This is a genomic window from Nocardiopsis oceani (assembly GCF_054777395.1).
This window is the reverse complement of sequence record NZ_BAAHAR010000040.1, coordinates 17,178-37,886: the sequence shown is the minus strand read 5'-3', so window position 1 is coordinate 37,886 and position 20,709 is coordinate 17,178. Positions and strand designations below refer to the sequence as shown.

The 20,709-nt window shown below is 68.6% G+C and carries 22 protein-coding genes; 12 read left to right on the top strand and 10 right to left on the bottom strand.

The genetic code is table 11. The features are described from left to right. Positions 1 to 4: 4 nt before the first annotated feature. Positions 5 to 304, bottom strand: coding sequence for a DUF6412 domain-containing protein (locus ACYVDG_RS23100; protein ID WP_460757630.1), 300 nt, complete (start codon positions 302 to 304; stop codon positions 5 to 7). Positions 305 to 548: 244 nt separating this feature from the next. On the opposite strand from ACYVDG_RS23100, the gene ACYVDG_RS23095 reads away from it, so the two are divergent. Then, positions 549 to 857, top strand: coding sequence for a hypothetical protein (locus ACYVDG_RS23095; protein ID WP_460757627.1), 309 nt, complete (start codon positions 549 to 551; stop codon positions 855 to 857). Between the two features lie 3 nt (positions 858 to 860). On the opposite strand, the gene ACYVDG_RS23090 is transcribed toward ACYVDG_RS23095, so the two are convergent. The 4 genes from ACYVDG_RS23090 to ACYVDG_RS23075 all read right to left on the bottom strand — a co-directional run bounded on the left by ACYVDG_RS23090 (position 861) and on the right by ACYVDG_RS23075 (position 3,999). Next, positions 861 to 1,115 carry a type II toxin-antitoxin system RelE family toxin gene (locus ACYVDG_RS23090; protein WP_460757622.1) on the bottom strand — a complete coding sequence of 85 codons (255 nt, stop codon included), beginning with the start codon at positions 1,113 to 1,115 and terminating at the stop codon, positions 861 to 863. A gap of 2 nt (positions 1,116 to 1,117) precedes the next feature. Further along, positions 1,118 to 1,402 carry a type II toxin-antitoxin system Phd/YefM family antitoxin gene (locus ACYVDG_RS23085; protein ID WP_460757617.1) on the bottom strand — a complete coding sequence of 95 codons (285 nt, stop codon included), beginning with the start codon at positions 1,400 to 1,402 and terminating at the stop codon, positions 1,118 to 1,120. A 75-nt stretch (positions 1,403 to 1,477) separates the two neighbouring features. After that, the gene (locus tag ACYVDG_RS23080; RefSeq protein ID WP_460757613.1) at positions 1,478 to 2,404 is read right to left on the bottom strand and encodes a sugar kinase; all 927 of its coding nucleotides are present in this window, start codon (positions 2,402 to 2,404) and stop codon (positions 1,478 to 1,480) included. Further along, on the bottom strand, positions 2,401 to 3,999 hold the full coding sequence (locus tag ACYVDG_RS23075) for an N-acyl-D-amino-acid deacylase family protein (protein WP_460757608.1): 1,599 nt from the start codon (positions 3,997 to 3,999) through the stop codon (positions 2,401 to 2,403). Before ACYVDG_RS23075 ends, ACYVDG_RS23080 begins: the two co-directional genes overlap by 4 nt. A 188-nt stretch (positions 4,000 to 4,187) precedes the next feature. Between ACYVDG_RS23075 and ACYVDG_RS23070 the strand changes: the two genes are divergently transcribed. Continuing rightward, complete coding sequence (locus ACYVDG_RS23070; protein ID WP_460757603.1) at positions 4,188 to 4,568, top strand: RidA family protein; 381 nt, start codon at positions 4,188 to 4,190, stop codon at positions 4,566 to 4,568. Between the two features lie 93 nt (positions 4,569 to 4,661). Here ACYVDG_RS23070 and ACYVDG_RS23065 read toward each other — a convergent pair whose 3' ends face one another. Further along, positions 4,662 to 5,336, bottom strand: coding sequence for a class I SAM-dependent methyltransferase (locus ACYVDG_RS23065; RefSeq protein WP_460757598.1), 675 nt, complete (start codon positions 5,334 to 5,336; stop codon positions 4,662 to 4,664). A 1,043-nt stretch (positions 5,337 to 6,379) separates the two neighbouring features. Here ACYVDG_RS23065 and ACYVDG_RS23060 point away from each other — a divergent pair. From ACYVDG_RS23060 to ACYVDG_RS23035, 6 genes are all read left to right on the top strand, one after another. Continuing rightward, positions 6,380 to 8,086: a sensor histidine kinase gene (locus ACYVDG_RS23060; protein WP_460757593.1), complete on the top strand. Its 1,707-nt coding sequence runs from the start codon at positions 6,380 to 6,382 to the stop codon at positions 8,084 to 8,086. Positions 8,087 to 8,122: 36 nt separating this feature from the next. Then, positions 8,123 to 8,551, top strand: a complete 429-nt coding sequence (locus tag ACYVDG_RS23055) for a roadblock/LC7 domain-containing protein (RefSeq protein WP_460757590.1) — start codon at positions 8,123 to 8,125, stop codon at positions 8,549 to 8,551. Beyond that, positions 8,548 to 8,919 (top strand): DUF742 domain-containing protein, encoded by a 372-nt coding sequence (locus tag ACYVDG_RS23050; RefSeq protein WP_460757587.1) that lies wholly within the window; start codon positions 8,548 to 8,550, stop codon positions 8,917 to 8,919. Before ACYVDG_RS23055 ends, ACYVDG_RS23050 begins: the two co-directional genes overlap by 4 nt. Beyond that, positions 8,897 to 9,478: a GTP-binding protein gene (locus ACYVDG_RS23045; protein ID WP_460757584.1), complete on the top strand. Its 582-nt coding sequence runs from the start codon at positions 8,897 to 8,899 to the stop codon at positions 9,476 to 9,478. The genes ACYVDG_RS23050 and ACYVDG_RS23045 overlap by 23 nt, the downstream gene beginning before the upstream one ends. 33 nt (positions 9,479 to 9,511) lie before the next feature. Beyond that, the gene (locus ACYVDG_RS23040; protein ID WP_460757579.1) at positions 9,512 to 10,117 is read left to right on the top strand and encodes a GAF domain-containing protein; all 606 of its coding nucleotides are present in this window, start codon (positions 9,512 to 9,514) and stop codon (positions 10,115 to 10,117) included. A 109-nt stretch (positions 10,118 to 10,226) separates the two neighbouring features. Further along, positions 10,227 to 11,612 (top strand): IS30 family transposase, encoded by a 1,386-nt coding sequence (locus tag ACYVDG_RS23035; protein WP_460757575.1) that lies wholly within the window; start codon positions 10,227 to 10,229, stop codon positions 11,610 to 11,612. A 62-nt stretch (positions 11,613 to 11,674) separates the two neighbouring features. On the opposite strand, the gene ACYVDG_RS23030 is transcribed toward ACYVDG_RS23035, so the two are convergent. Next, complete coding sequence (locus ACYVDG_RS23030) at positions 11,675 to 12,874, bottom strand: acyl-CoA dehydrogenase family protein (protein ID WP_460757569.1); 1,200 nt, start codon at positions 12,872 to 12,874, stop codon at positions 11,675 to 11,677. A gap of 617 nt (positions 12,875 to 13,491) precedes the next feature. Next, positions 13,492 to 14,100 (bottom strand): TetR/AcrR family transcriptional regulator, encoded by a 609-nt coding sequence (locus tag ACYVDG_RS23025; protein WP_460757564.1) that lies wholly within the window; start codon positions 14,098 to 14,100, stop codon positions 13,492 to 13,494. Positions 14,101 to 14,292: 192 nt separating this feature from the next. On the opposite strand from ACYVDG_RS23025, the gene ACYVDG_RS23020 reads away from it, so the two are divergent. Further along, entirely contained in the window at positions 14,293 to 16,128 is a 1,836-nt protein-coding gene (locus ACYVDG_RS23020) for an MDR family MFS transporter (RefSeq protein ID WP_460757558.1), read from the top strand. Here ACYVDG_RS23020 and ACYVDG_RS23015 read toward each other — a convergent pair. Continuing rightward, on the bottom strand, positions 16,119 to 16,568 hold the full coding sequence (locus ACYVDG_RS23015; protein WP_460757553.1) for a GNAT family N-acetyltransferase: 450 nt from the start codon (positions 16,566 to 16,568) through the stop codon (positions 16,119 to 16,121). The two genes, ACYVDG_RS23020 and ACYVDG_RS23015, sit on opposite strands and share 10 nt — an antisense overlap. Before the next feature lie 131 nt (positions 16,569 to 16,699). Next, entirely contained in the window at positions 16,700 to 17,941 is a 1,242-nt protein-coding gene (locus ACYVDG_RS23010) for a cell division protein DivIVA (protein ID WP_460757719.1), read from the bottom strand. 378 nt (positions 17,942 to 18,319) lie between these two features. On the opposite strand from ACYVDG_RS23010, the gene ACYVDG_RS23005 reads away from it, so the two are divergent. From ACYVDG_RS23005 to ACYVDG_RS22995, 3 genes are all read left to right on the top strand, one after another. Then, positions 18,320 to 18,883, top strand: coding sequence for a gamma carbonic anhydrase family protein (locus ACYVDG_RS23005; protein ID WP_460757550.1), 564 nt, complete (start codon positions 18,320 to 18,322; stop codon positions 18,881 to 18,883). A 311-nt stretch (positions 18,884 to 19,194) separates the two neighbouring features. Further along, the gene (locus tag ACYVDG_RS23000; protein ID WP_460757547.1) at positions 19,195 to 19,716 is read left to right on the top strand and encodes a hypothetical protein; all 522 of its coding nucleotides are present in this window, start codon (positions 19,195 to 19,197) and stop codon (positions 19,714 to 19,716) included. Positions 19,717 to 19,921: 205 nt separating this feature from the next. After that, entirely contained in the window at positions 19,922 to 20,683 is a 762-nt protein-coding gene (locus tag ACYVDG_RS22995; protein ID WP_460757544.1) for a hypothetical protein, read from the top strand. Positions 20,684 to 20,709: the final 26 nt, after the last annotated feature.

Below are 20,709 nucleotides of genomic sequence, written 5' to 3'. Positions count from 1 at the left end.
CGGGTCAGCGAGCGGCCGGCAGGGCCGCACCTGGTGCTCGGGGACGCGGTCTGCCCGCCGCGTCGGGGTCGCACAGGGTGAGGACGGGGAGCTTCTCCGAACGGCGGCGCATCGCGCTCGCGGCGCCGGTGGCGGTATCGCCGACCGGCCACGGGGCCGTTCCGCGCAGGGCGAGAAGGGCCAGGGCCGCACCGACCGCGACCACGACGAGGGTCAGTGCGCCGGCCTCAGCGCCGAGCAGGGTGATGTCGGCGGGAAGGAAGCCGAGGGAGAGGAACTCCAGGAAGGGCAGCAGGTCGTGCACGCGTGCCCTCCCTCCCCGTCCGGTCGCACCGATTCTACTCAGCCGTAACGAAGCGGACAAAGGTCCAGTTCACGCCGGTGAGAAATCCGCCGACACTCCGCCGCCGCTCCCCACCTTTTACGCGATCCTGTAGCTAAATGACACAGAGTAACCAACTCCGCACCCAGCTGGCTCTTCCGTGCCCAGCCGTGTGCACGGACTTGCGACCGGCGGGCTCCGGCGAGCCCGCGAAGAGGGGAACCCTGTGCCGATCCGCCCTGCGAACCTGGCCACCATGTCCGCGACCATCTCCGGAGCGATCTCGGGGATGTCCAGCAAGGACAAGACCGCCCCGGTCCTCGTCACCTTCGAGTCCGGCCACGAGCAGACCGTGGAGAACGGCGGCTGCCGGATCCTGGAGACCGGCCAGGGCGGTGTCGTGGAGATCGAGGGCGAGTCCCGTTTCGCCCTGTTCGCGGGCACCAGCTGCCAGGGAAGCCGCAGCCTGGCCTCCGGACACGGATCCGTCCGCTTCGGCACCCCGGTCCTCGCCGGAGCCATCGTCATCGGTTAGCAGTCACCGGTAGACGTCGCGACGGTGCCCCACCCTCACCACCCAAACCTCGACCACCCCGTCGTCAACTGTGTACAGGACCCTGTAGTCACCCACACGGATGCGGTACCCACTCCTCCCTTGCAGCGCCTTGGCTCCCGGGGGGCGTGGGTCGGCCGCTAGTCCACGCACCCCTTGCAGGACACGCTTGCGCTGCCGAGAATCGATCTTCCGTATCTGCCGTAGGGCCGCTGACGTGAAATAGACGTCGTACCCCACCGCTATGAGAACTCGCGTTCCACTTGGTCAAGCGATACCCGCTCACCATCGTCGTCCGCGATCGCCGCCCTCAGCTCGGCGGCGTCTCGGGCGTCCTCGAGAGCTTCCAGGAGTTCCAGGTCCTCGGCTGAGATCAGAGCGGCCACGGCTCGGCCCCGACGCGTGATGGTCACCCGCTCGTTCCCGTAGGCGACACGGTTGAGGGTGTCTGAGAAGTTCTCTCTCGCATCGCCCGCGCCCATGGTCGCCATGGCATCCAGCTCCTTGATCATGTCCAGAGCGTACATTCCGTACGTTACCCATGTGAGGGGATTCGAAAAGCCGGCCTGCTGAATACCTGCACGTACCCTGGGCCAGTCTTTTCAGGAAAGAGTCGCGGCGCGGATGGCCTCGACCTCCTCCGGGGGCCGGTCGAATGTGTCGGCGCGGGACCTCAGTACGGCCCCGGCGACCGCGTGGCCCAGGCTGAGGCGGCGGTCGGCGGGCAGTCCGTCGAGGAGGCCCGACAGGTAGCCGGCGGCGAAGGCGTCCCCCGCGCCGACCTCCTCCACCACGTCCACCGGCGGGGCGGGCACGAACACGGGCTCTGGTCCGCCGAAGCACGTCGCACCGTGTTCGGCGTCCTTGACCACCAGGGTCGGCACCTCCGGAAGCACCGCCCGAACGTCCTCCGCGGCCGGGGTCCCCCACAGGCGTTCGGCCTCATCGCGGCCGACGAACACCACGTCGGCGCGGCGGGCGAGCGCCAGCAGGACCGGCCCGGCCTCACGGGCCGACCACAGCGCCGGGCGGTGGTTCACGTCGAAGGAGCGCCACGCCCCGTTGCCGGAGCCGCGGTCGAGCAGGTGTTCCACCAGGTCGGCCGCTCGGGCGGACAGCGCGGGGGTGATCCCCGAAAGGTGCACCAGGCGGGCTCCCCGGGACCACACCTTCTCGGCGTCGGCGGCCGACATCGCCGAGGCGGCCGAGCCCCTGCGGTAGTAGAGAACCCCCGCGCCACCCGCGGCCGTGTCCTTCACGTACAGGCCGGTGGGCCGTTCGGGGTCCACCTCCACGCCTCGAACGTCCACGTCCCGGCGGGCCACGGCGTCGGTGACGATCCGTCCGAAGGGGTCGTCCCCCACCCGGCTCACCCAGGCGGACCGGTGGCCGAGGCCGGCCAGCGCCACCGCCACGTTGGACTCGGCCCCGCCGGTACCCACCGTGAGGCGGGCGCCCTCGTTCAGCGCTTCCGGCGAGGTGAGCACGGCCATGGTCTCGCCGACACAGATCGCGTCGATCCCGCTCATCCGGCGCTCCCCCGGACCGAGCGACCGGGTAGGCGGTCGGTGCGCCGACCGTCCCGGACGGTGAACTCACCGGAGACCATCACGTGCTCGATGCCCACGGGGGTGCGCCGGGGGTTTTCATAGCTGGCACGGGAGTCGACCGTGTCGGGGTCGAACACCACGAGGTCGGCCACGGCGCCGACCTGGATGGTGCCCCGGTCGGTGAGGCCGAGGCGCTGCGCGGGCCGTGAGGTGAGGTGCCGAACGCACTCCTCGAGGCTGAGGATCCCGAGTTCGCGCACGTAGTGGCCCAGGTAGCGGGGGAACGTGCCCCAGCCGCGCGGGTGGGGCCGGTCGCCGACCAGGATGCCGTCGCTCCCCGCGGTGTGCGCGCTGTGCCGCATGATGGTGCGGATGTTCTCCTCGTTACCGACCTGGAGGAGGCATCCGCTGCGCAGCTCGTCGGCGACCAGCAGGTCGGCGTACACCTGGCCGGCGTCCTCCCTCCGCTGCTTGGCGAGGTCGGCGATGGAGGAACCCACCGCCCAGGAGAGCGAGGGGTCCGCGGTCCCGGTGACGACGAGGGTGGACCAGTCCATGGGCACGCCGTGGTTGCCGTCGGTGCCCTGGACCTCGACCTCGCGGAGGATCCGGGCCCGGGTGCCGGGGTCGCGCAGACGGTCGAGGGTCGCTGGGGTACCGCCCTCCTGAGCCCAGCTGGGCAGTGGGGCACCGAGGTAGGTGGCGCTGGCCCGGTAGGGGTAGCTGTCCAGGGTCACGTCGAGGCCGTAGTGGACGGTGGCCTCGTCGATGGCGTCGAGCACCTCGGGGGCGCGGCCGCGGTTCTGCGGGAAGTTCACGTGGCAGTGCGCGAGGTGGAGGGGGACGTGGGCGCGGCGGGCCACGTCCAGGCACTCCTGGTAGGACTCCACGACCCGCGAGCCGTAGTTGCGGTGGTGGGGGCAGTAGTAGCCGCCCGCCGCGCTGACGGGGTCCAGGAGGGCGACGATCTCGTCGTCGCTCGCGTACATGCCGGGGGTGTAGGTGAGGCCGGTGGAGAGCCCGTGGGCGCCGTCGGCCATGCCCTGGGCCACCATGGCGCGCATGCGGTCGAGCTCGGCGTCGGTGGCCGGGCGGTCCTCGTTGCCCACGACCGCCATGCGGACGTTGCCTTGGGGGACGAGGTAGGCGGCGTTGGCGGGGGCCCCGCGGTCGATCCGGTCGAGGTACTCGCCGACGGTGCGCCAGGAGTGGTCGAGTGCGGGGGTCCCGTTCCAGGCGGCGATCTGGGCGCGGATCGGCTCGACGGTGTCATCGGTGACGGGGGCGTAGCCGAGCCCGTCCTGGCCGAGCACCTCGAGGGTGACGCCCTGGCACACCTTGGCCTCGTGTGCGGGGTCGGCGAGCAGGGCAAGGTCGGAGTGGGCGTGCATGTCGACGAACCCGGGGGCGACGGCGAGCCCGGTCAGGTCCAGGACGCTGCCGGTCGTTCTGGCTGTCCCGGGGGGCAGCATGTGGCTGATGCGTCCGTCTCGAAGGACGAGATCGGCGAGGCGGGAGGGCCCGCCGCTGCCGTCGATCACCCGCGCTCCGGCGAGTACGGTCTCGGGCTGCACTGTTCCTCCGTTCGGGGTCCCCGACACCCGTTTCGACGGAGTCGCCGCCGGAGTGTCGATGTGGCCCAAGATACGCTGCGCGGAAGATAATTGGTAACTTTGTTACCAATAAATATGTCCGGTCGCCCATGAGCTCGCACGAGCACCCGCGCGCGCATGTGCACGCGACACCAGACCGAAGGAGTCCCATGTCCAAGAAAGCGGTCACGACCGACAACGCTCCCGCGCCGGCCGGCGCCTACAGCCAGGGCGTCGTCGCCGGAGGCTTCCTGTACACGGCCGGGTTCGGCCCGCAGGACCCTCGGACCGGGCAGGTCCCGCCCACCGTGGGCGAGCAGACCACCCAGGTCCTGGCCAACGTCGCCGCCGTACTCGAGGAGCACGGCCTGACCCTGGACGACGTCGTGAAGGCCACGGTCCACCTGGAGAACCTCAAGGCGGACTTCCCTGAGTTCAACGCCGTCTACGAACAGCACTTCACCGCCCCCTACCCGGTGAGGACCACCGTGGGCTCGGACCTCGCCAACATCCTCGTCGAGATCGACGTCGTCGCCAAGCTCCGGGACTGACTTCTTCGCCGCCCACCAGCGGTGATCTTGCCCCCAGCTCCGCCCTCGGCCGCCGAGGGTGGAGACAGGGGCAAGATCACCGCTGGTGGGGGCCTAGGTCAGGCGCCTGGCGCGGACCACAACGTCGTGCACGGTGTAGGTGGTTCCGTCGATCGTCTGCTCGGCATCCCGCACCTCGTCCACGAGCACGTCCCAGTGCCCCTCGGCGAGTGCGGCGGTCACGGCGTCACCCTCGTAGTACAGCTCTGGGACGTTCGGGCGCGGCACACCCGCATCGAGGTCCTTGCGGTGGTGCGCGACCACCAGGAGCTCGCCGCCGGGCGCCACCGCGGCGGCCAGCGCCGAAAGCAGCAGCGCACGCGGGTTCGGGTACAGGTGCATGAACTGCGCCGTGACCAACTCGTACGCGGACACCTGGGGCGCCCACGCCGTCACGTCCGCGCGCTGCCAGACGATCCGCTCCGCGATCTCCGCGCCGCGTTCCTCAGCGTGGGCGGCGGCCCGGTCCAACGCCACGGACGAGATGTCCACTGCGGTCACCCGCCAGCCGCGCTCGGCCAGCCACAGGGCATCGGCTCCCTCACCGCTCCCGACGTCGAGTGCGCGGCCCGGCGGCAGCCCTTCGGCCTCGGCCACCAGGTGCCGGTTGGGTCGGCCGCTCCAGATCCTGTCACCGGAGCGGTAGCGGTCATTCCAGAACTCCTCGCCGAACTCCTCGCCGAACTCCTCGCCGAACTCCTCGCGCGGGGCGTCGCGTCCCTGTGCCATGTGTCGTCCACCTCCTGGCCCCACTCTCACCGGGGCCGACTGGTGATGCGAGTTCCCTTGCCGAACCAGCAAGAACACGGGAAGCCCGCCCTACCGCTCGGGATTTCCCCAGAACGCGTCAGTCACACCAGGGGTCGCACACTCCTTCCGCAACCCCCTCAACACAGGACCCGAAGGACTCATCATGATCATCTGGCGCGGCTGGGGCGTTCTCGTTGTGCTCATCGCGGCGGTCTTCACCTGCCCTTCGGCCTCCTGGCCACCGACGTCCCAGGGAGCTGCGGTGCCGACCTCCGGAGCCTTTCGAGTGCGCACCAGGACATCCGAAAACCGCCTCTGACGTCGCTTGGTGACCAACGTCCAGATTCAGTTCCGCGAGGCCTAGAGTTGCCCTGAGTGCGTTCACTGATAACATCATTGCCGCTTGTGGTTTTTGCCCAGGTAAAGCACAGGGTGACCGGCCCTCGCGCTCCCCGGGAGCTGCAGGGCGCGGGCCACTCCGCCTGGACAGCCTCCTCCGCGCACCGCCCGTCGACCCCCGTTCCGGCGATACACGCGAAGACGACCGGGACTTACAGACCCGCAGCGGCGTGCCCGCTTTGAACGAATATAAAACAAACTTTTCAGTTTTCCTCCGCCGCGCACGGCGACGGAGACCGAAAATCCGCCCCGCCACGGAAGGGGCGACCCCTGGGCGCCCCCGGTTCGAACTCGGCGACAGCCCGGCCGGAGAAGCCGAACCTCCAGCAATGTCGCGCACCCTGGAGCGGACGGGAAGCGACGGCCCTCAGCAGGGGAACCGGGCAACCGTCCGGAACCCTGTCAAGTTACTAGTCAGCAGCCAATATTGAACCCGAAGGGACACCTTCGTCTTTACCAGGGCAATGAAGTCGCTACTCTAATCCCTGCTGCCAACAGGCCTCCCCGCACTGAGGACCCCAATGCCTGACTCCCCTCCCTCTGACGTCGCTGCGCACCGGAACACCCGACGATTCCACGCACCGACCCCGCGCCCCCGCTGGAGCACTCGCGCCCTACTCCTCGTGACAACGGCCCTGCCCGCGGCCCTCATGGCCGTCCTAGCCGCGGTAACGGTGCTGTTCGTCCTCGCCATAGATCTCTCCGACGTTTCCGACCAGAGCGCGGCCCTCGCCCTCGCGCTGTCCGCGGCCGGTGTCGGAGCCCTACTCATCCTGTTCCTCGCCGCCTACGGCGCGGGGCAGGCCAACCATCAGGTAGACAGGCGTGTCAACGACCTGCGCGCCTGTATCGCCCAAGGGCAGGCCAACCTGCGGGAGCTCACCGATCGGGTGCGACGGAGCGAACACCCCGAGTCCCCCGAGCACCCCGCCGGACCCGCGCGCGACAGCGACCCGTTCACGCGTCTGGCACACGAATTGGCCGTCGCCCAGCACGCCTCGGAGACGGCAGTGGTCGAGATCGCCGGACTACGCTACGCCCGTCCCTCCGAGCAACAGGTCGAGGTATTCGTCAACGTCGCACGTCGGATGCAGTCCCTCGTCCACCGGGAGATCACTCTGCTCGACGAGCTGGAGTCCCAGGTCGAGGATCCGGACCTGCTCAAGGGCCTCTTCACCATCGACCACCTGGCCACGCGGATGCGGCGCCAGTCCGAAAGCCTCGCGGTCCTCGGAGGTGCGGCGTCGCGGCGCAAGTGGAGCAAACCGGTCTCGCTCTACGAAGTCCTCCGCTCGGCCGTGGCCGAGGTCGAGCACTATTCCCGGGTCAAGGTGGTGCCGCCGGTCACGGGCACCCTAAACGGCAGCGCCGTCGTCGACGTCATCCACCTGGTCGCCGAGCTGATCGAGAACGCCACCAAATTCTCGCCACCCCATGCGCAGATCATGCTCCGAGCCGAGAGTGTGCCCGCCGGTGTGGCCATCGACATCGAGGACCGCGGACTTGGCATGCAGTCCGCCGACATCCACCGGATGAACAGTCTGCTCTCCGACCCGGGCCAGATCGACATCGGGGAACTGCTCCGCGACGGTCGTATCGGTCTGTACGTCGTCTCGGCCCTCGCCCGTAAGCACAGTGTGCGGGTCGAGCTACAGAGGAACGTCTTCGGCGGGACCCAGGCCATCGTTCTCCTGCCGAACGGTCTGGTCGGCTCGGAGAACCAGAAGCGCGGCGCCGGGCCCTTGGAGCACGCCTCCGCCGGACCCGAACCGGTGCCGACGGTCGCCTCCGTCTCAGCAGGGCAGACCTCCGCGGTGAACGGGCCCACGACGCAGGTCCCGGCCCGCCCGTTCCCGGGGCCCTCTCCGGTCACCACCCCGTCGCCTGTCCGTGAGCCCGCTCCGGTTGATGCCGGTCACGGGTACGGAGACCAGGGGTCGGGCACGGACACCCGGTACCCGATGGACCGCCGCGCCGAGCCAGCCCGTGCTCCCTTCGAGCCTGCCCAGCCGCCACGTCCGGGCCGCTCGCCGCGGGCGCGGGACAACGGCACCGAACGCACCGGACCGGACCCCGATCCGACACCCAGCCCGCCAGCCCCCACACCGCCGCCCCAAGGAAAGCAACCCGCCGACGTGCGACCGCCGCTGCCCGAACGCCAGGTGCAGACACACCTCGCGCCCGAGCTGTGCGAAGAACGCACGCCCGGGCACCGAGAGACCGGCGGCGACCACACGCCCGATCTCATGTCCGCGTTCCAGTCGGGCTTCAAGCGGGCCGAGGCGGAGAACGCCAACGACCCGCTGGACCGCAACGACAGCAACAGCTGACCTACCAGCACCCGCGCGAAAGAGAGACCATTCATCATGGTGAGTGCCGCACACCCGGGTCAGGAGTCTGACCTCAGCTGGCTTCTCAGCAACCTCGTCGAAAGGGTTCCGCATACGCGAAGCGTCGTCCTGCTGTCCTCCGACGGACTCAAGAGGGCGGTGTCCGGCCTCGACGTCGAGAGCGCGGAACAACTGGCGGCCATCGCTTCCGGACTGTTCTCCCTCGCCCGCGGCACCGGGCTCAAGTTCGGCCGGAGCGAAGTGGTCCGCCAGGTGGTCGTGGAACTGGACGACACGCTACTTTTCGTCTCCTCAGCCGGCTCCGGTTCGGTCCTCGCCGTCCTCGCCGGGCGCGAGGCAGACGTCGGCGTCCTCGGATACGAGATGTCCCAGCTCATCAACAGCGTCCGGCCCTTCCTCGCGACCCCGACCCGGTCGACCGACTATCGGGCCCGATGGACATGACTTCGTCCGAAGACGACATCTGGATCGACGAGAAGGCAGGGCGCCTGGTCCGCCCGTACACGGTGAGCAACGGACGTACCAACCCCACCAACAGGCTGGACCTGCTGTCCATGGTGATGGCCACCGGGCAGGTCTCCCGGAGCCAGCTGGAGCCGGACCACGCCCAGGCCCTGTACCTGTGCCCCGGTCCGACTCCGGTGGTTGAAGTGGCCGCTCACCTCCGACTGCCCTCGGCCGTCACCAAGATCCTCCTCTCCGATCTGATCGACTGCGGGGCGGCGACCACCCACGCGCCACGGCCCGCCGCCGACCCGACCGACCGATCCGTATTGGAAGCACTGCTGCATGGCCTACAACAACGACTCTGAACCGTTTCCCACAGCGGTCAAGATTCTGATCGCGGGTGGCTTCGGCGTCGGCAAGACCACCTTCATCGGCTCGGTCAGCGAGATCGAACCCCTAAGGACCGAGGAGATCATCACCTCGGCGAGTGTCGGCACCGACGACCTCGGCGGAGTCGAGGAGAAGTCCACCACCACAGTGGCCTTCGACTTCGGGCGGGTCACCTTCTCCTCCCAACACGTGCTCTACCTGTTCGGTACGCCCGGCCAGGAGCGCTTCTGGTTCATGTGGGACGAGCTCTGCGAGGGCGCGCTGGGTGCGGTCGTCCTGGCGGATCCGCGCCGCCTTGAGGCCTCCTTCGCGGCCGTGGACTTCTTCGAGCGCCGCGGTATCCACTTCCTCGTCGCCATCAACCAGTTCGAAGGCGCGTTTCGCTACGAGCCCGAGGAGGTGCGAGCCGCCCTCAAGCTCGGCTCCCGGGTTCCGGTCACGGTTTGCGACGCGCGGTACAGCCACGCCGCGACGTCCGTACTCGTGTCCCTCGTGCAGTCTTTGCTCGCCGCCAGTTCCACCCCGACCACGTAGTCCGCTCGAAGAACCCCGGAGTTGGAGCACGCCTTGACCGATCACACCGAAGAACACCTACTCACCCCGAAGGACGAGGAAGTCCCCCAGCGCATGGCGCGACTGCAAGAACTGCGGCTCGGGGACGGCCCCGACCCGGAGTTCGACGATTTCGCCCGCGAGCTGGCTCAGAGCTCCGGCGCCCCGTTCGCGATGGTCAACTTCATCGACGAGGACCGCCAGTACTTCGCGGGCCTGTACGTTGCCGGAAACCCGACGAACGGTTCCGGCACGGGCGGGAAGCCCTCAGAGGCCTCGGAACCCGACCGGGTCATGGGCCGCGACCACGGCTACTGCCCGCACGTGGTGGCCCGGCGCCTGCCGCTGGTCCTCGACGACGTCTGCGACTACCCCCGGTTCGCCGGCAACCCGGTGGTCGACGAGATCGGCATCCGCTCCTACATCGGCGCTCCGATCATCGACCGCACAGGGACGACCCTCGGCACGATCTGCATCGTCGACCGCGAACAACGCCCCTGGGGACGTCCGGGGCTGCAGTTCATCAAGGAGAAGGCCGCCGAGCTGACGGAACTCATCCACCGGCGTGAGGACCAGTACGCCCGGGCCGCTCCCTCCCCGGATGCGCACCGACCGCTCTGACCCGCGGCAGTGGGGGCGCAACACCGACCCGCCACAGGGGCCCCGATCCCGGCAGCTTGGGTTCTAGCGGTGGTCGCAACACCCTGACTTGAGGGAGGTTGCGACCACCGTGTCGTTTTCGAAGAAGGAACGGGCTCGGCTACGGGAACGCTTCCTGGAGCTGATGGGCGAGATCGGTAGTGTCACCGAGGTGGCCCGCACCTTGGGCGTCAACCGCAACACCGCGTTCGGATGGGCCAGCAAGGCCGGACTACGCTCCCAGCCGCAGCAGCGACCGCACCCGGCACGGCAGGAGTACCAACGCCTACGCAAGAGCGCTGTGCCCCGCAGAGAAGCCGCGCGACGAGCCGGGATCAACGAGCGCACCGCCCGAGACTGGGACCACGGAGTACGCAAGTCCCGTAACTCCCGCTTCTACCCCGATGGTCGCCGTGTGAACTACTCCACCGGACAGACGACCATGGAGTCCATGACCAGTCCCCCAGCAACGCTGGACACGCTCGAAAAGCTCGTCCATCCGCGGTTTTTGACCCTCGCGGACCGGGAACGGATCGCGGACCTGGACCGAGCGGGGTGGAGCCTGCGAGCGATCGGCCATGACCTGGGGCGCCCAGCCTCCACGATCAAGCGTGAGCTCGACCATCACCGCGCCACCGATGGCTCCTACGGTGCCTACACGGCCCAGCGCCGGGCGGCCACACAGCGGGCGCGTCCCAAACCCGCCAAGCTCGCCGCCACCGGACCTTTGCGAGACTATGTCGCCACGGGTCTGCGCCAACAATGGTCCCCCGAGCAGATCAGCAACCGGATCGTTGAGGACCACCCCGATGAGCAGGACATGCGTGTGAGCCACGAGACCATCTACCAGGCGCTCTACGTCCAGGCCCGAGGCGGACTCAAACGCGAGGTCGCCGCCGCCTTGCGCACCGGCCGTATCCGACGCGAGCCGCACCGCTCACCCGAGCACAGGCAGAGCCGGTTCGTCGACGAGATGGTGATGATCAGCGAACGTCCCGCCGAGGTCGAAGACCGTGCCGTTCCCGGGCACTGGGAAGGGGATCTCATCACGGGTGCTTACAACAAGTCCGCGATCATCACCCTGGTCGAGCGCTCTACCCGGTACGTGATGCTGGGGCACGTGCCCGGTGAGCACACCGCCGAGGCGGTCGGGGGTGTGCTGAGCGCGTTGATCACCGCGCTGCCCGAGCATCTACGCGGATCGTTGACCTGGGACCAGGGCAGCGAGATGGCCGGCCACAGGAGGTTCTCCATCGCTACGGGGGTGCCGGTGTTCTTCTGCGATCCCGCCTCTCCTTGGCAGCGCGGGTCGAACGAGAACACCAACGGGTTGCTGCGCCAGTACTTCCCCAAGGGCACTGACCTGTCGGTGCACGGCCCGCTGGATCTAGAGCATGTGGCTCAGAAACTGAACGGTCGGCCACGCAAGACGCTCGGCTGGAAAACTCCAGCCGAGCGTCTGCATACACTCGTGTGATCAACGAGGTGTTGCGAAGACCCCTTGAATCCGCCCAGGGACCGGGGCCCCTTCCTTACGGGTCAAGAGAATTGCGCCTGCTCCCCCGCACGGGAGGCGAACCTCTCGGACCACTGCCCCTTGTTCCTGCCGAGCGCGAATTCGCTGAGCCTGAGCAACTGGACGTCGGAGGTGCCGGCGGGGGCGAAGATGTGGTGTGCGTCCCGCATGTACCTTTCGACCGGACGGTCGGTGAGGAGCCCGCACGCGGCGTGCATCTCCATGGACGCGCGCGCCGAGTCAAGGGCACCCTCGACGTTCACGAGTTTGGCGTTCATCAGCTCCGCGTCACAGGGCAGACCGTGGTCCAGTCGACCCACCGCGTCGTAGGCGGCAAGCCTCGCCGTCATCAACCGCGACTGCATCTGCCCCAGTTTCGTCTTGACCGCCGGAAGCTCGGACAGTGGTTCCCCGTAGCGGTGCTGGGCCGAGACGAAGGCGGTGGTCTCCTCCAGCACAGCTTGGTGGATCCCGAGGGAAACCGCAGTCAGGTTGGCTCTTCCGTACAGGACGCTGGAGGAATAGGCGACGGGCAGGCCGTCGCCCTCCTCTCCCAGCCGGTTGGCGGCGGGGACCCGGCAGTTGTCGAAGACGAGCTCTCCGAAACTGAATCCGTGCAGTCCCATGGCGGGGCGGTGCGGCTCGAGCGAAAAGCCCGGGGCGTCCGCCTCGACCAGGAACGCGGACAGGCCTTTGGATCCGGGACCGGTCCGGACGACGACTCCGTGCAGGTCGCCGACGTGGCTGTTGCCGACGAACACCTTCCGCCCGTTGAGGACGTACTCGTCGCCGTCGCGCACCGCGCTCGTCGTCATACCAAGGACGTGGCCACCCGACTGGGATTCTGTCACAGCGATCGTGGGCAGGCAGTCTCCCTTGGCCACCTCCGGAAGCCACGTCTTCTTCTGTGCGTCGTCGCCGAAGTGGATGATCTTGGCCACACCCAGTTGGGAGGCCTGGACCATGGCCCCCATCGCCCCACTGACACGGGACAGCTCCTCGATGATGATCGTCTTCGCCACGTGGCCCAGGCCCATGCCGCCGTACTCCTGGCCGATAGTGACACCGATCCATCCCTGTCGGGCGATCAGACTGGACAGCTCTTGTTGGACGGATCGGGACTCCTCCATAGCCGACACGCGGGGCCGGACCTCTGCCTCCGCAAAGGCCCGGACCTTCGCCCTTAGGCGCTCGTGACACTCCGTGGCGAACGACTCGGTCATTCGGGTCCCTTCACATGTACGTTCTTGCCTCAGGCGACCGCAGGGAACAGCCCGTCAGCGGACCCACACGGCCAAGCCAGCGGGGACATGGTGAATTAGAGCCCTGTGGAAACACAAGCCTTTACCTACCACACCAAACAATAACCATATAAAGGACAACACTTCCGGACGGTCTTATTCAAGATCAGAGCACGTGAAACAAGAGGTACCACCTGCGGCTGACAATGCACCGCGGCCGGGACAAGCCTCTGAAACACTTCCTTTGAACTGCGAAGACACCGCAACTTCGCCCCGAAGCCCCACGCAGGCGAAGCGCCTGAGGCACACGAGGGGCCAGCGGCCAGCGGACAGCTCGCCCGACCAGCCGATACACCGGCTCACGACAGCGCGATCTGTGGGCGATATCACATCAACAGAAGTTTATCGACACACAAGAAGGCAGGGCAGCATACCTCGAACAGGTATTGCATCGGCCCATATCGAGCACACTCCGTAATCGACCGCGGGCGATCACCCCAGTGAATTGACCGAACGCCCCGAGCCGAAGATCCGAGCCAGACACCAGGGACCCATAGCTGACCCGTTACGGCTCCCGGTTCGGGACCCCGTTCAGGGCCCTACTTCGGCCCCTTTTCCTCGAAGTCCTCCAGGCACAGCTCCAGCAGAGCCAGCACCCGTGCGGTGAGCTGCTCCCGGTCGTGTGCGCGCAGGGCGGTCGCCCCCTCCACACGCCGGACGCGACCGACGCCCAACAGGACCGAGGCGACCAAAGAGGCGTGGACGCGCGCGTTCGGCCCGCCCAGATACCTGGCCAAAGGGTCGATCAACGCGCTCTTGAGCCTCCCCTGGTAGACCGACTGCAGGTCGGGGTCGCCCGCGGAGTCGTCCAGCGCCAGCTGCAGCTGGCTGCCCTCGCCGTGCAGACGGCCGACCGCGTGCTCGGCGAGGCGCTCCGCCAGGTCCTCGGGCTCCCCCTCCTCGATGAGTTTGGGAAAGACGCCGTCCTCGCGCAGGATCTCGGTGAGCAGCCCGGCTTTGGAACCGAAGTAGCGGTTGATCAACGCGACGTTCACCCCGGCCTGCGAGGCGATCTTGCGCGAGGACACCGCACCGTACCCCTCGTTGGTGAACAGCGCCTTCGCACTGGCGAGGATCCGTTCCCGGGTCGCCTCACGGCCACGTATCGGCGCCTCCGCGCCGCCTCCGGTCCCGTCCGGACGCTCCATCTGCACACCCCTTGGTGGCCGCGATCTGGCTTTCAGGACTCCAGGTTGACACCTCTACGCACCCATCGCCTACCGGAAGGGGCGGAGAGATACCGATTTGACAGGTCAACAGCGTTTACATATACCTGAAGTGGATGCTTGCCCCCGGCGTATGAGCCGTGGGGCTTTCGTGCGTCCGGAATCGGGGGACACATGGAGCAGTCGGCAAGCAGCACATCCGAGTCACCGGGGCCCGGCCCCGATCCGGACTCTTCCTCCGCAGAAGGCCTCCCGACCACCGGTGCCGCCACCGAGGCCACCGCCGACCCCGCGCCCGAATACCCCTCCCGCCGGGTCGTCCGCCGCATCATGGTCGGCCTCATCCTGGCCATGCTCACCTCGATGCTCACCAACTCGATCATCGGCACCGCCCTGCCGACCATTATGGGTGAGCTCGGCGGCCAGGACCGGCTGGCTTGGGTGGCGACGGCGGCCCTGCTGACCATGACCGCCTCCACCCCGGTCTGGGGCAAGCTGTCCGACATCTGGGGCCGCAAGCTCCTCTTCCAGATCGCCCTCGGCATCTTCATCGTCGCCTCGCTCGCCGCGGGCTTCGCCCAGGACATCAACTGGCTGATCGCGGCGCGGGCCCTCCAGGGGCTTGGCGTGGGCGGCCTGGCCACACTGCCCAACATCATCCTCGGCGACGTCGTCTCACCGCGCGAGCGCGGCCGCTACAGCGGCCTGATCGGCATGGTCTTCGGCGTCTCCACCGTGCTCGGACCGCTGGTGGGCGGCTTCCTGGTGGACAGCCCGCTCGGCTGGCGCTGGTGCTTCCTCATCACCGTCCCCCTCGCGGTGGTGGCCTTCTGCGTCATCCAGCTCATGTTCCGCATGCCGTTCACGCCGCGCCGCAAACCCTCCGTTGACTGGCTCGGCGCGGGGTTGATCTTCAGCGCCGCCAGCACCGTGATCGTGCTGCTCAGCCTGGGCGGCACCGAGATCCCGTGGAACTCGCCGACCGCTTACGGCATGGGTGCCGGCGCGGTGCTGCTGACCGTCTCCGCAATCCTGATCGAGCGCCGCGCCAAAGAACCGATCATCCCCACCCGCCTCTTCCGCGACCGCACGTTCGTGCTGGCCTCCGCGGGATCGGTGTCCGTCGGCATGATGATGTTCGGCCTCATCATCTACATGCCCCAGTACCTGCAGATGGTGCACGGGATGAGCCCCACCGTCTCCGGCCTGATGACCCTGCCGTTGGTGGGATCCTTCCTGTTCACCTCGATCGGCTCCGGCTTCGCGATCAGCGGCACCGGCCGGTGGAAGGCCTACCCGGTCGTCGGCATGGTGCTGTGCGTCCTCGGCTTCACGGTGCTGAGCCTGGCGCAGGTCGACCCCGGGCTGACCACGGTGATCGCGGGGCAGATGCTCGTGGGCCTGGGATTCGGGCTCAACATGCAGATCCTCCTGTTGGCCACCCAGAGCGCGCTCCCGGTCAGGGACATGGCCTCCGGCACGGCCTCGGTCACCTTCTTCCGGAACCTGGGCGGTGCCATGGGGGTGGCGGCCTTCGGTGCGGTGATGGTGAGCAGGCTCAACGCCGAACTCGACGCCGCCGCGGCCCGGGCACAGGAGGCGGTGGCAGCGGACGCGCTCAACGGAACCGAATCTGGTGCTGAGGAGCTGTCCATCGGCCTGGAGGAGGCCGCAGAGTCCGCCCAAGGCTCCCCCGAGCTCGTGCACTCGCTCCCCGAACCCGTACGCGAGGTGGTCGTGGGCGCCTTCGACCACGCGATGCAGGGCGTGTTCGTGGCCGGAATCCCCATCGCTGCGGCCGGGCTGATCGCGGTGTCCTTCATGAAGGGTGTGCCGCTGCGCGGCGGGGACACGAAGAGCCCGCCCGTGGCGGGCCAGAAGGACGAGGCGGCGGGGGAGGCCGCGAAGGCGGCGAAGGCCCGGAGGAGCCCCGGGGCGGGCAGGAAGCGGAAGGGCCGCAAGGCACGCCGGAGCTGGAGCGCCAAGCCCGGGAGCGCCGCTCAGAGGTAGCGGCGGAAACCCTCGGCGGAGTTGTCGAAGCCCAGGGAGGCGTAGAACCTGTGCGCCCCTTGGCGGCTCTCGTGCGAGAGGAGCTCGACCTTGTAGCAACGCGCGCGCGTGGCGCGGTCCAAGGCGTCTTCCATCAGCGCCCTACCGATGCCCTGGTACCTCGCGTCCGGGTCGACGACGAGGTTGTCGATCACCGCCCAGGGCTGGGCGTCGTGGGTCAGGTTGGCTACCACCAGCAGGTCCAGGGTCCCGATGATCTGGCCCCGGCGCTCCGCCACGATGACGGTGCGTTCGGGGTCGTTCTCCATCCGGGTCCAGGCGCGTACAGCGGCTGAGGACATGCGAACTTGCGCGCTCTGCGTATGGGTGGTGTCACCGAGTTCCCGCAGAAGTCGCAGAATCGCACCTAGGTCGGACCGAATGGCCGCGCGTATCATCATGGCTGTCGGCATCGTAGCCGACAGCCTGCGACAAGGCGGACTTCACCCTACTTTTGGCCACAAAACGCCAAGGGCGGGACCGGCGGTCCCGCCCTCACGCCATATCGCCTGGGACCTCGGTCCCGAGCCGGTCAAGGCTTGCGGATGACCCGCACGCCCTCGTCGCCCGTGGGCGGCTGCTGATTGCCCTCCGGACGCCGGTAGACACCGGTGATGCCCGGGTCACCGCTGTCCTCGTCGTCGGACGGGGCCGACTGGGCCTGCTGCGGACCGCTCTGCTGCTGTCCCTCCTGGCCCGGCGCCGGTCCATCGACCCGGCCGCCCTGCGGAGCTGAGGCCTTGGGGTCACCGCCCTGGCCGCCCTCCGGCTTGGGGCCCTCCTGCTTGCCCTGCTCGGGCTTGGGCATCGGCTTGATACGCACCGTGGCCTCGTCCGGCTCCTGCTGGAGCGGGGGAACCTTGGTGGCGGCCTCCTCCTTCTCCGGCTGCTGAGCGGGCTCGGGCGCCTCGGGAGCCTTGTTGGCCGGAGCCTTGCCCCCCGGAGCCTTGCCCTCCGGAGCCTTGCCCTCGGGCTTGGTGCCCTGGCTGGGCTGCTGACCCTTGTTCGGCTGACCCTGGCCGGGCTGCTGCTGGTTCGGCTGCTGCCCCGCCGGCGGGCTCTGGTTGGGCTGCTGGGCCTGGTTCGGCTTGCCCTTGGGCTCCTCGGCCGGGGCGGCAGCGTCCTCGCGGGACAGACCGGTCTCCAGAGCGCCTGCCTTGTCCTCGGCGGTGACCAGGTCGGCCAGCGTGGAGTGCATGTCCTTGAGCCGACGCAGGGCCTCGGCGTGCGTGGCCGTCAGCGTCGCCAGACGCCGGTCCGCCGTGTCGTGGATCTTCTTGGCCCGGGCCTCGGCCTCGCTGAGGCGCCGGTCGCCCTCCTGCTTGGCCTGTTCGCGGAGCTGGTCCGCTTCCTTCTTCGCACTCGCGACCATCTCATTGGCCTCGGTGCGCGCGGAGGAGACGATCCGCTCCGCGTGCTCCTCGGAGTCCTTGCGGTGCTTGGCGACCTCCTCCTTAGCCTTCTTCTCGGCCTCCTTCACCTCGGACTCGACCCTGGAGCGACGCTCCTTGGCCTCTTCCTCGGCGATGCGGAGAATCTCCGCCATGCGCTCGCTGATCTGCTCGTGCTCAGGCTTGACCTGAGCCTTCTCCCGAGCGATCGCGAGATCGCGCTTGTACTGCTCCAGCTCGTCGTCCATCCGCTGGAGACGCTCGCGGAGGTCCTTGAACTGGTTGTCCATTCGGACGTAGTAGTCGTCGACGTGCGCCTTGTCGTAGCCACCCTTGCGCACTGTCGGGAACCTGTCTTGCTGCAGTCCGCCGCCCGGCAACATATCGCTCATGTGCCTTTCATGTCCTTAACACCGTTGACTGCACGTCGCAGATGGTGAGAGTTTCCCCGTACCCAGTTGTCACAGGAACACCCATCGGGTCGTTTCAGCGACTTCTGCCCGCGGATGTCCCATCCCGCGCCACGGGCCGGCTCGATGAGGGGTACCGGCCGAGCGCGGAGCGTAACGCCGTGGACACCGTCCAAACGACCAAGGTAGACACGCGCTGTGCCGCGGCGTCAAGAGCCCTGACGGGTACATCGCCGTGCGGACCCTGGTCACGTTCTTACTAAGGTATGCGCGATCATCCCCGTACGGGTGCAGAGCGGTCAACTTCCTGCCCTTCAGCCCCAGGGGACCTACGTTGGGAAGGGCCTTGACATGGGCAGCGAGACGGACAACCCGACCACGGGCCAGAACCCGGGGCCGTGGATCGGCGGAGCCCCTTTCGGTGAGCCGGAGATCCACGACACGGCCTGGATCGCCCCCGGAGCGATCGTTGTCGGCCGCGTCCGCCTGGGTGCGGAGAGCAGCGTCTGGTACGGGTCGGTCCTGCGCGCCGACACCGAGGACATCGTGGTCGGTGAGAAGGTCAACATCCAGGACCAGTGCGGTCTGCACTCCGACCCCGGAGAGCCCGTGATCCTGCACGACAACGTGAGCCTGGGCCACAAGGCGATGGTGCACGGTGCGGTCGTCGAGGAAGGCGCACTCATCGGTATCGGCGCGATCGTCCTCGGCGGCGCGCACGTGGGCAAGGGGGCACTCGTCGCGGCGGGTTCACTGGTCCCGCCCGGCAAGACCGTTCCGCCGAACACCCTCTGGGCCGGGCTCCCCGGAAAACCGGTCCGAGAGCTCAACGACGACGACCGGCTCGTACTGGAGCACACCCCCACCGCCTACGCCGCCTACGCGGTCCAGCACAAGGACGTCGCCTGGCGCTGAGGTTGCCGACACGGGAGTGGCCCGGACGGCATCGGTCGGCTGACAAACGGCGGGGGGCGCGTACCCCGCCGACCTGCATGACCCTCTCGGGGGAGGGACCTTCGGCCCCCTCCCCCGAGGGGGCCGGCACCCCCTGGCTAACCCGGGTGAGCAGTCCACTGGTCCACAAGAGTCATGCGCTCAGGCCGCCTCCGGTCGTACCCTGGAACTCCTCGCGTTCTGTGGAAACGGTTCTGTCGCACCCGGCCCACAACCCCTCGACGCGGGTTTCTCATTTTGTCCTGCGACACCGTTGTCCCGGGAGGTGAGCCGTGATCGGTCTCGGCCTTCGCGACCGCCTCCACGACCACGTCGCGCTGGACGAGATCGAACTCTACGCCGAGGTGCTCATCGCGGTTGCCGATACCGACCGGCCGCTCAGCGCTACCGAGATCGACCGCGTCCTGGGGCTCACCTCCGCCGTACCGGCTGAGTCCGGGCAGACCGCGGAGCCCGGAGAACAGGCCCTGGACGGGGGCGATCGGCCCGGCTCAGATCCCGCCCGGCGGCCACGGGCGGCAGGTCCCCGCGGAGCACCGGTACCCGCCCCGGACCGGGTTCCAGAGCCGTCGCCACCCGAGCCGTCCGAGCAGGACACCCACCCGGACGGGCCCACAGCGCGGGATGCCGGTACAGGTCGGGAAGACGCGTCCCCCGACCACTCTGTGCCCCTCCAGGACGACCCCCGGACCACGTCGGTCGCGCGGGCGGTACGCCGAGCGGTTCCCAAGCCCTCCAGGGAGCCGAACCCGCTGTGCAGCTCAACCCACCGCATCTACCCCTGGCCCTGCTGAGCACCGGACCACCGCAAACCCGGCATGCCTGGAATCCGCTGTGTCTCGGCCCGGCTGAGCCCGTGACCCGGGCACTCGGCCCCGTGATGGCCGGAATCGGCCCGATCCGGTACCTCCCGTCCTGCTGCGCGTGAGCCCACACGGGGTATTCCCCCTCCAGGGCCCCTCAGCCCACTGAACGGCCAGCAGCCCCTCAGGAGCCGAGATGCACGCAGGACCTTCCGACCGACCCGAGCGCGAGGGAGGCCGGGACACCGACGCGCACCCGCGCCGCCGCGCCGACGGCGAGCCCGACAACGCACGCCGGATCACCTTCACCATCGCCCTCGTGGTCACGTTCGCCTTCCTCCTGGTCACGGCGGCCGGACTCGGATGGTTCCTCTCGGACAACGGCCCCCTGTCCGACAGCCCCACCGCGGCCGACACCGACGACGAAGGCGCGGAAGACGAAGCGGACGGAGCGGAGGAGGACTCGGGCGCGGCGCCCGATCCCGTCGACGAGGACACCGTCACCGATTCCGAGGCCGGGCTCACCTACGACCTGCCCGGCGATGCCTGGGAGCGGCTCGGCGACGACCAGGTCCCGGCCGAGTACACCTCCTACGCGGTGTACGGCTCCGCGGACGACCCGGACGCCGTCATCATCACCGGAACCGAGGACCTCGGCCCCCTGGAGCCGATCGCGGTCTCAGGGGTGTCGCTGGCCCTGGACACGGCCGACGACCTGGTGACCGACGTCAGTGACCTGCGGGCCGAACCCTCCGGCGACACCGAGGTGGACGGCCTGCCGGCCTTCGGCGTGACCATGGGCGGCAGCACGGACGACGGCGAAGAGTCCTACGGCCGGTTCCTCGTGGTGGAGCTCGACGGCGACCAGGGCGCATTCATGCTCGGCCTCAACACCGGGGGCGGCGACGAGGCCACCGCCGAGGTCGACTCCGCGTTCGATTCGGTCGGCACCCTCTGATGCACGGGCGCTGACCCGGCCACCGA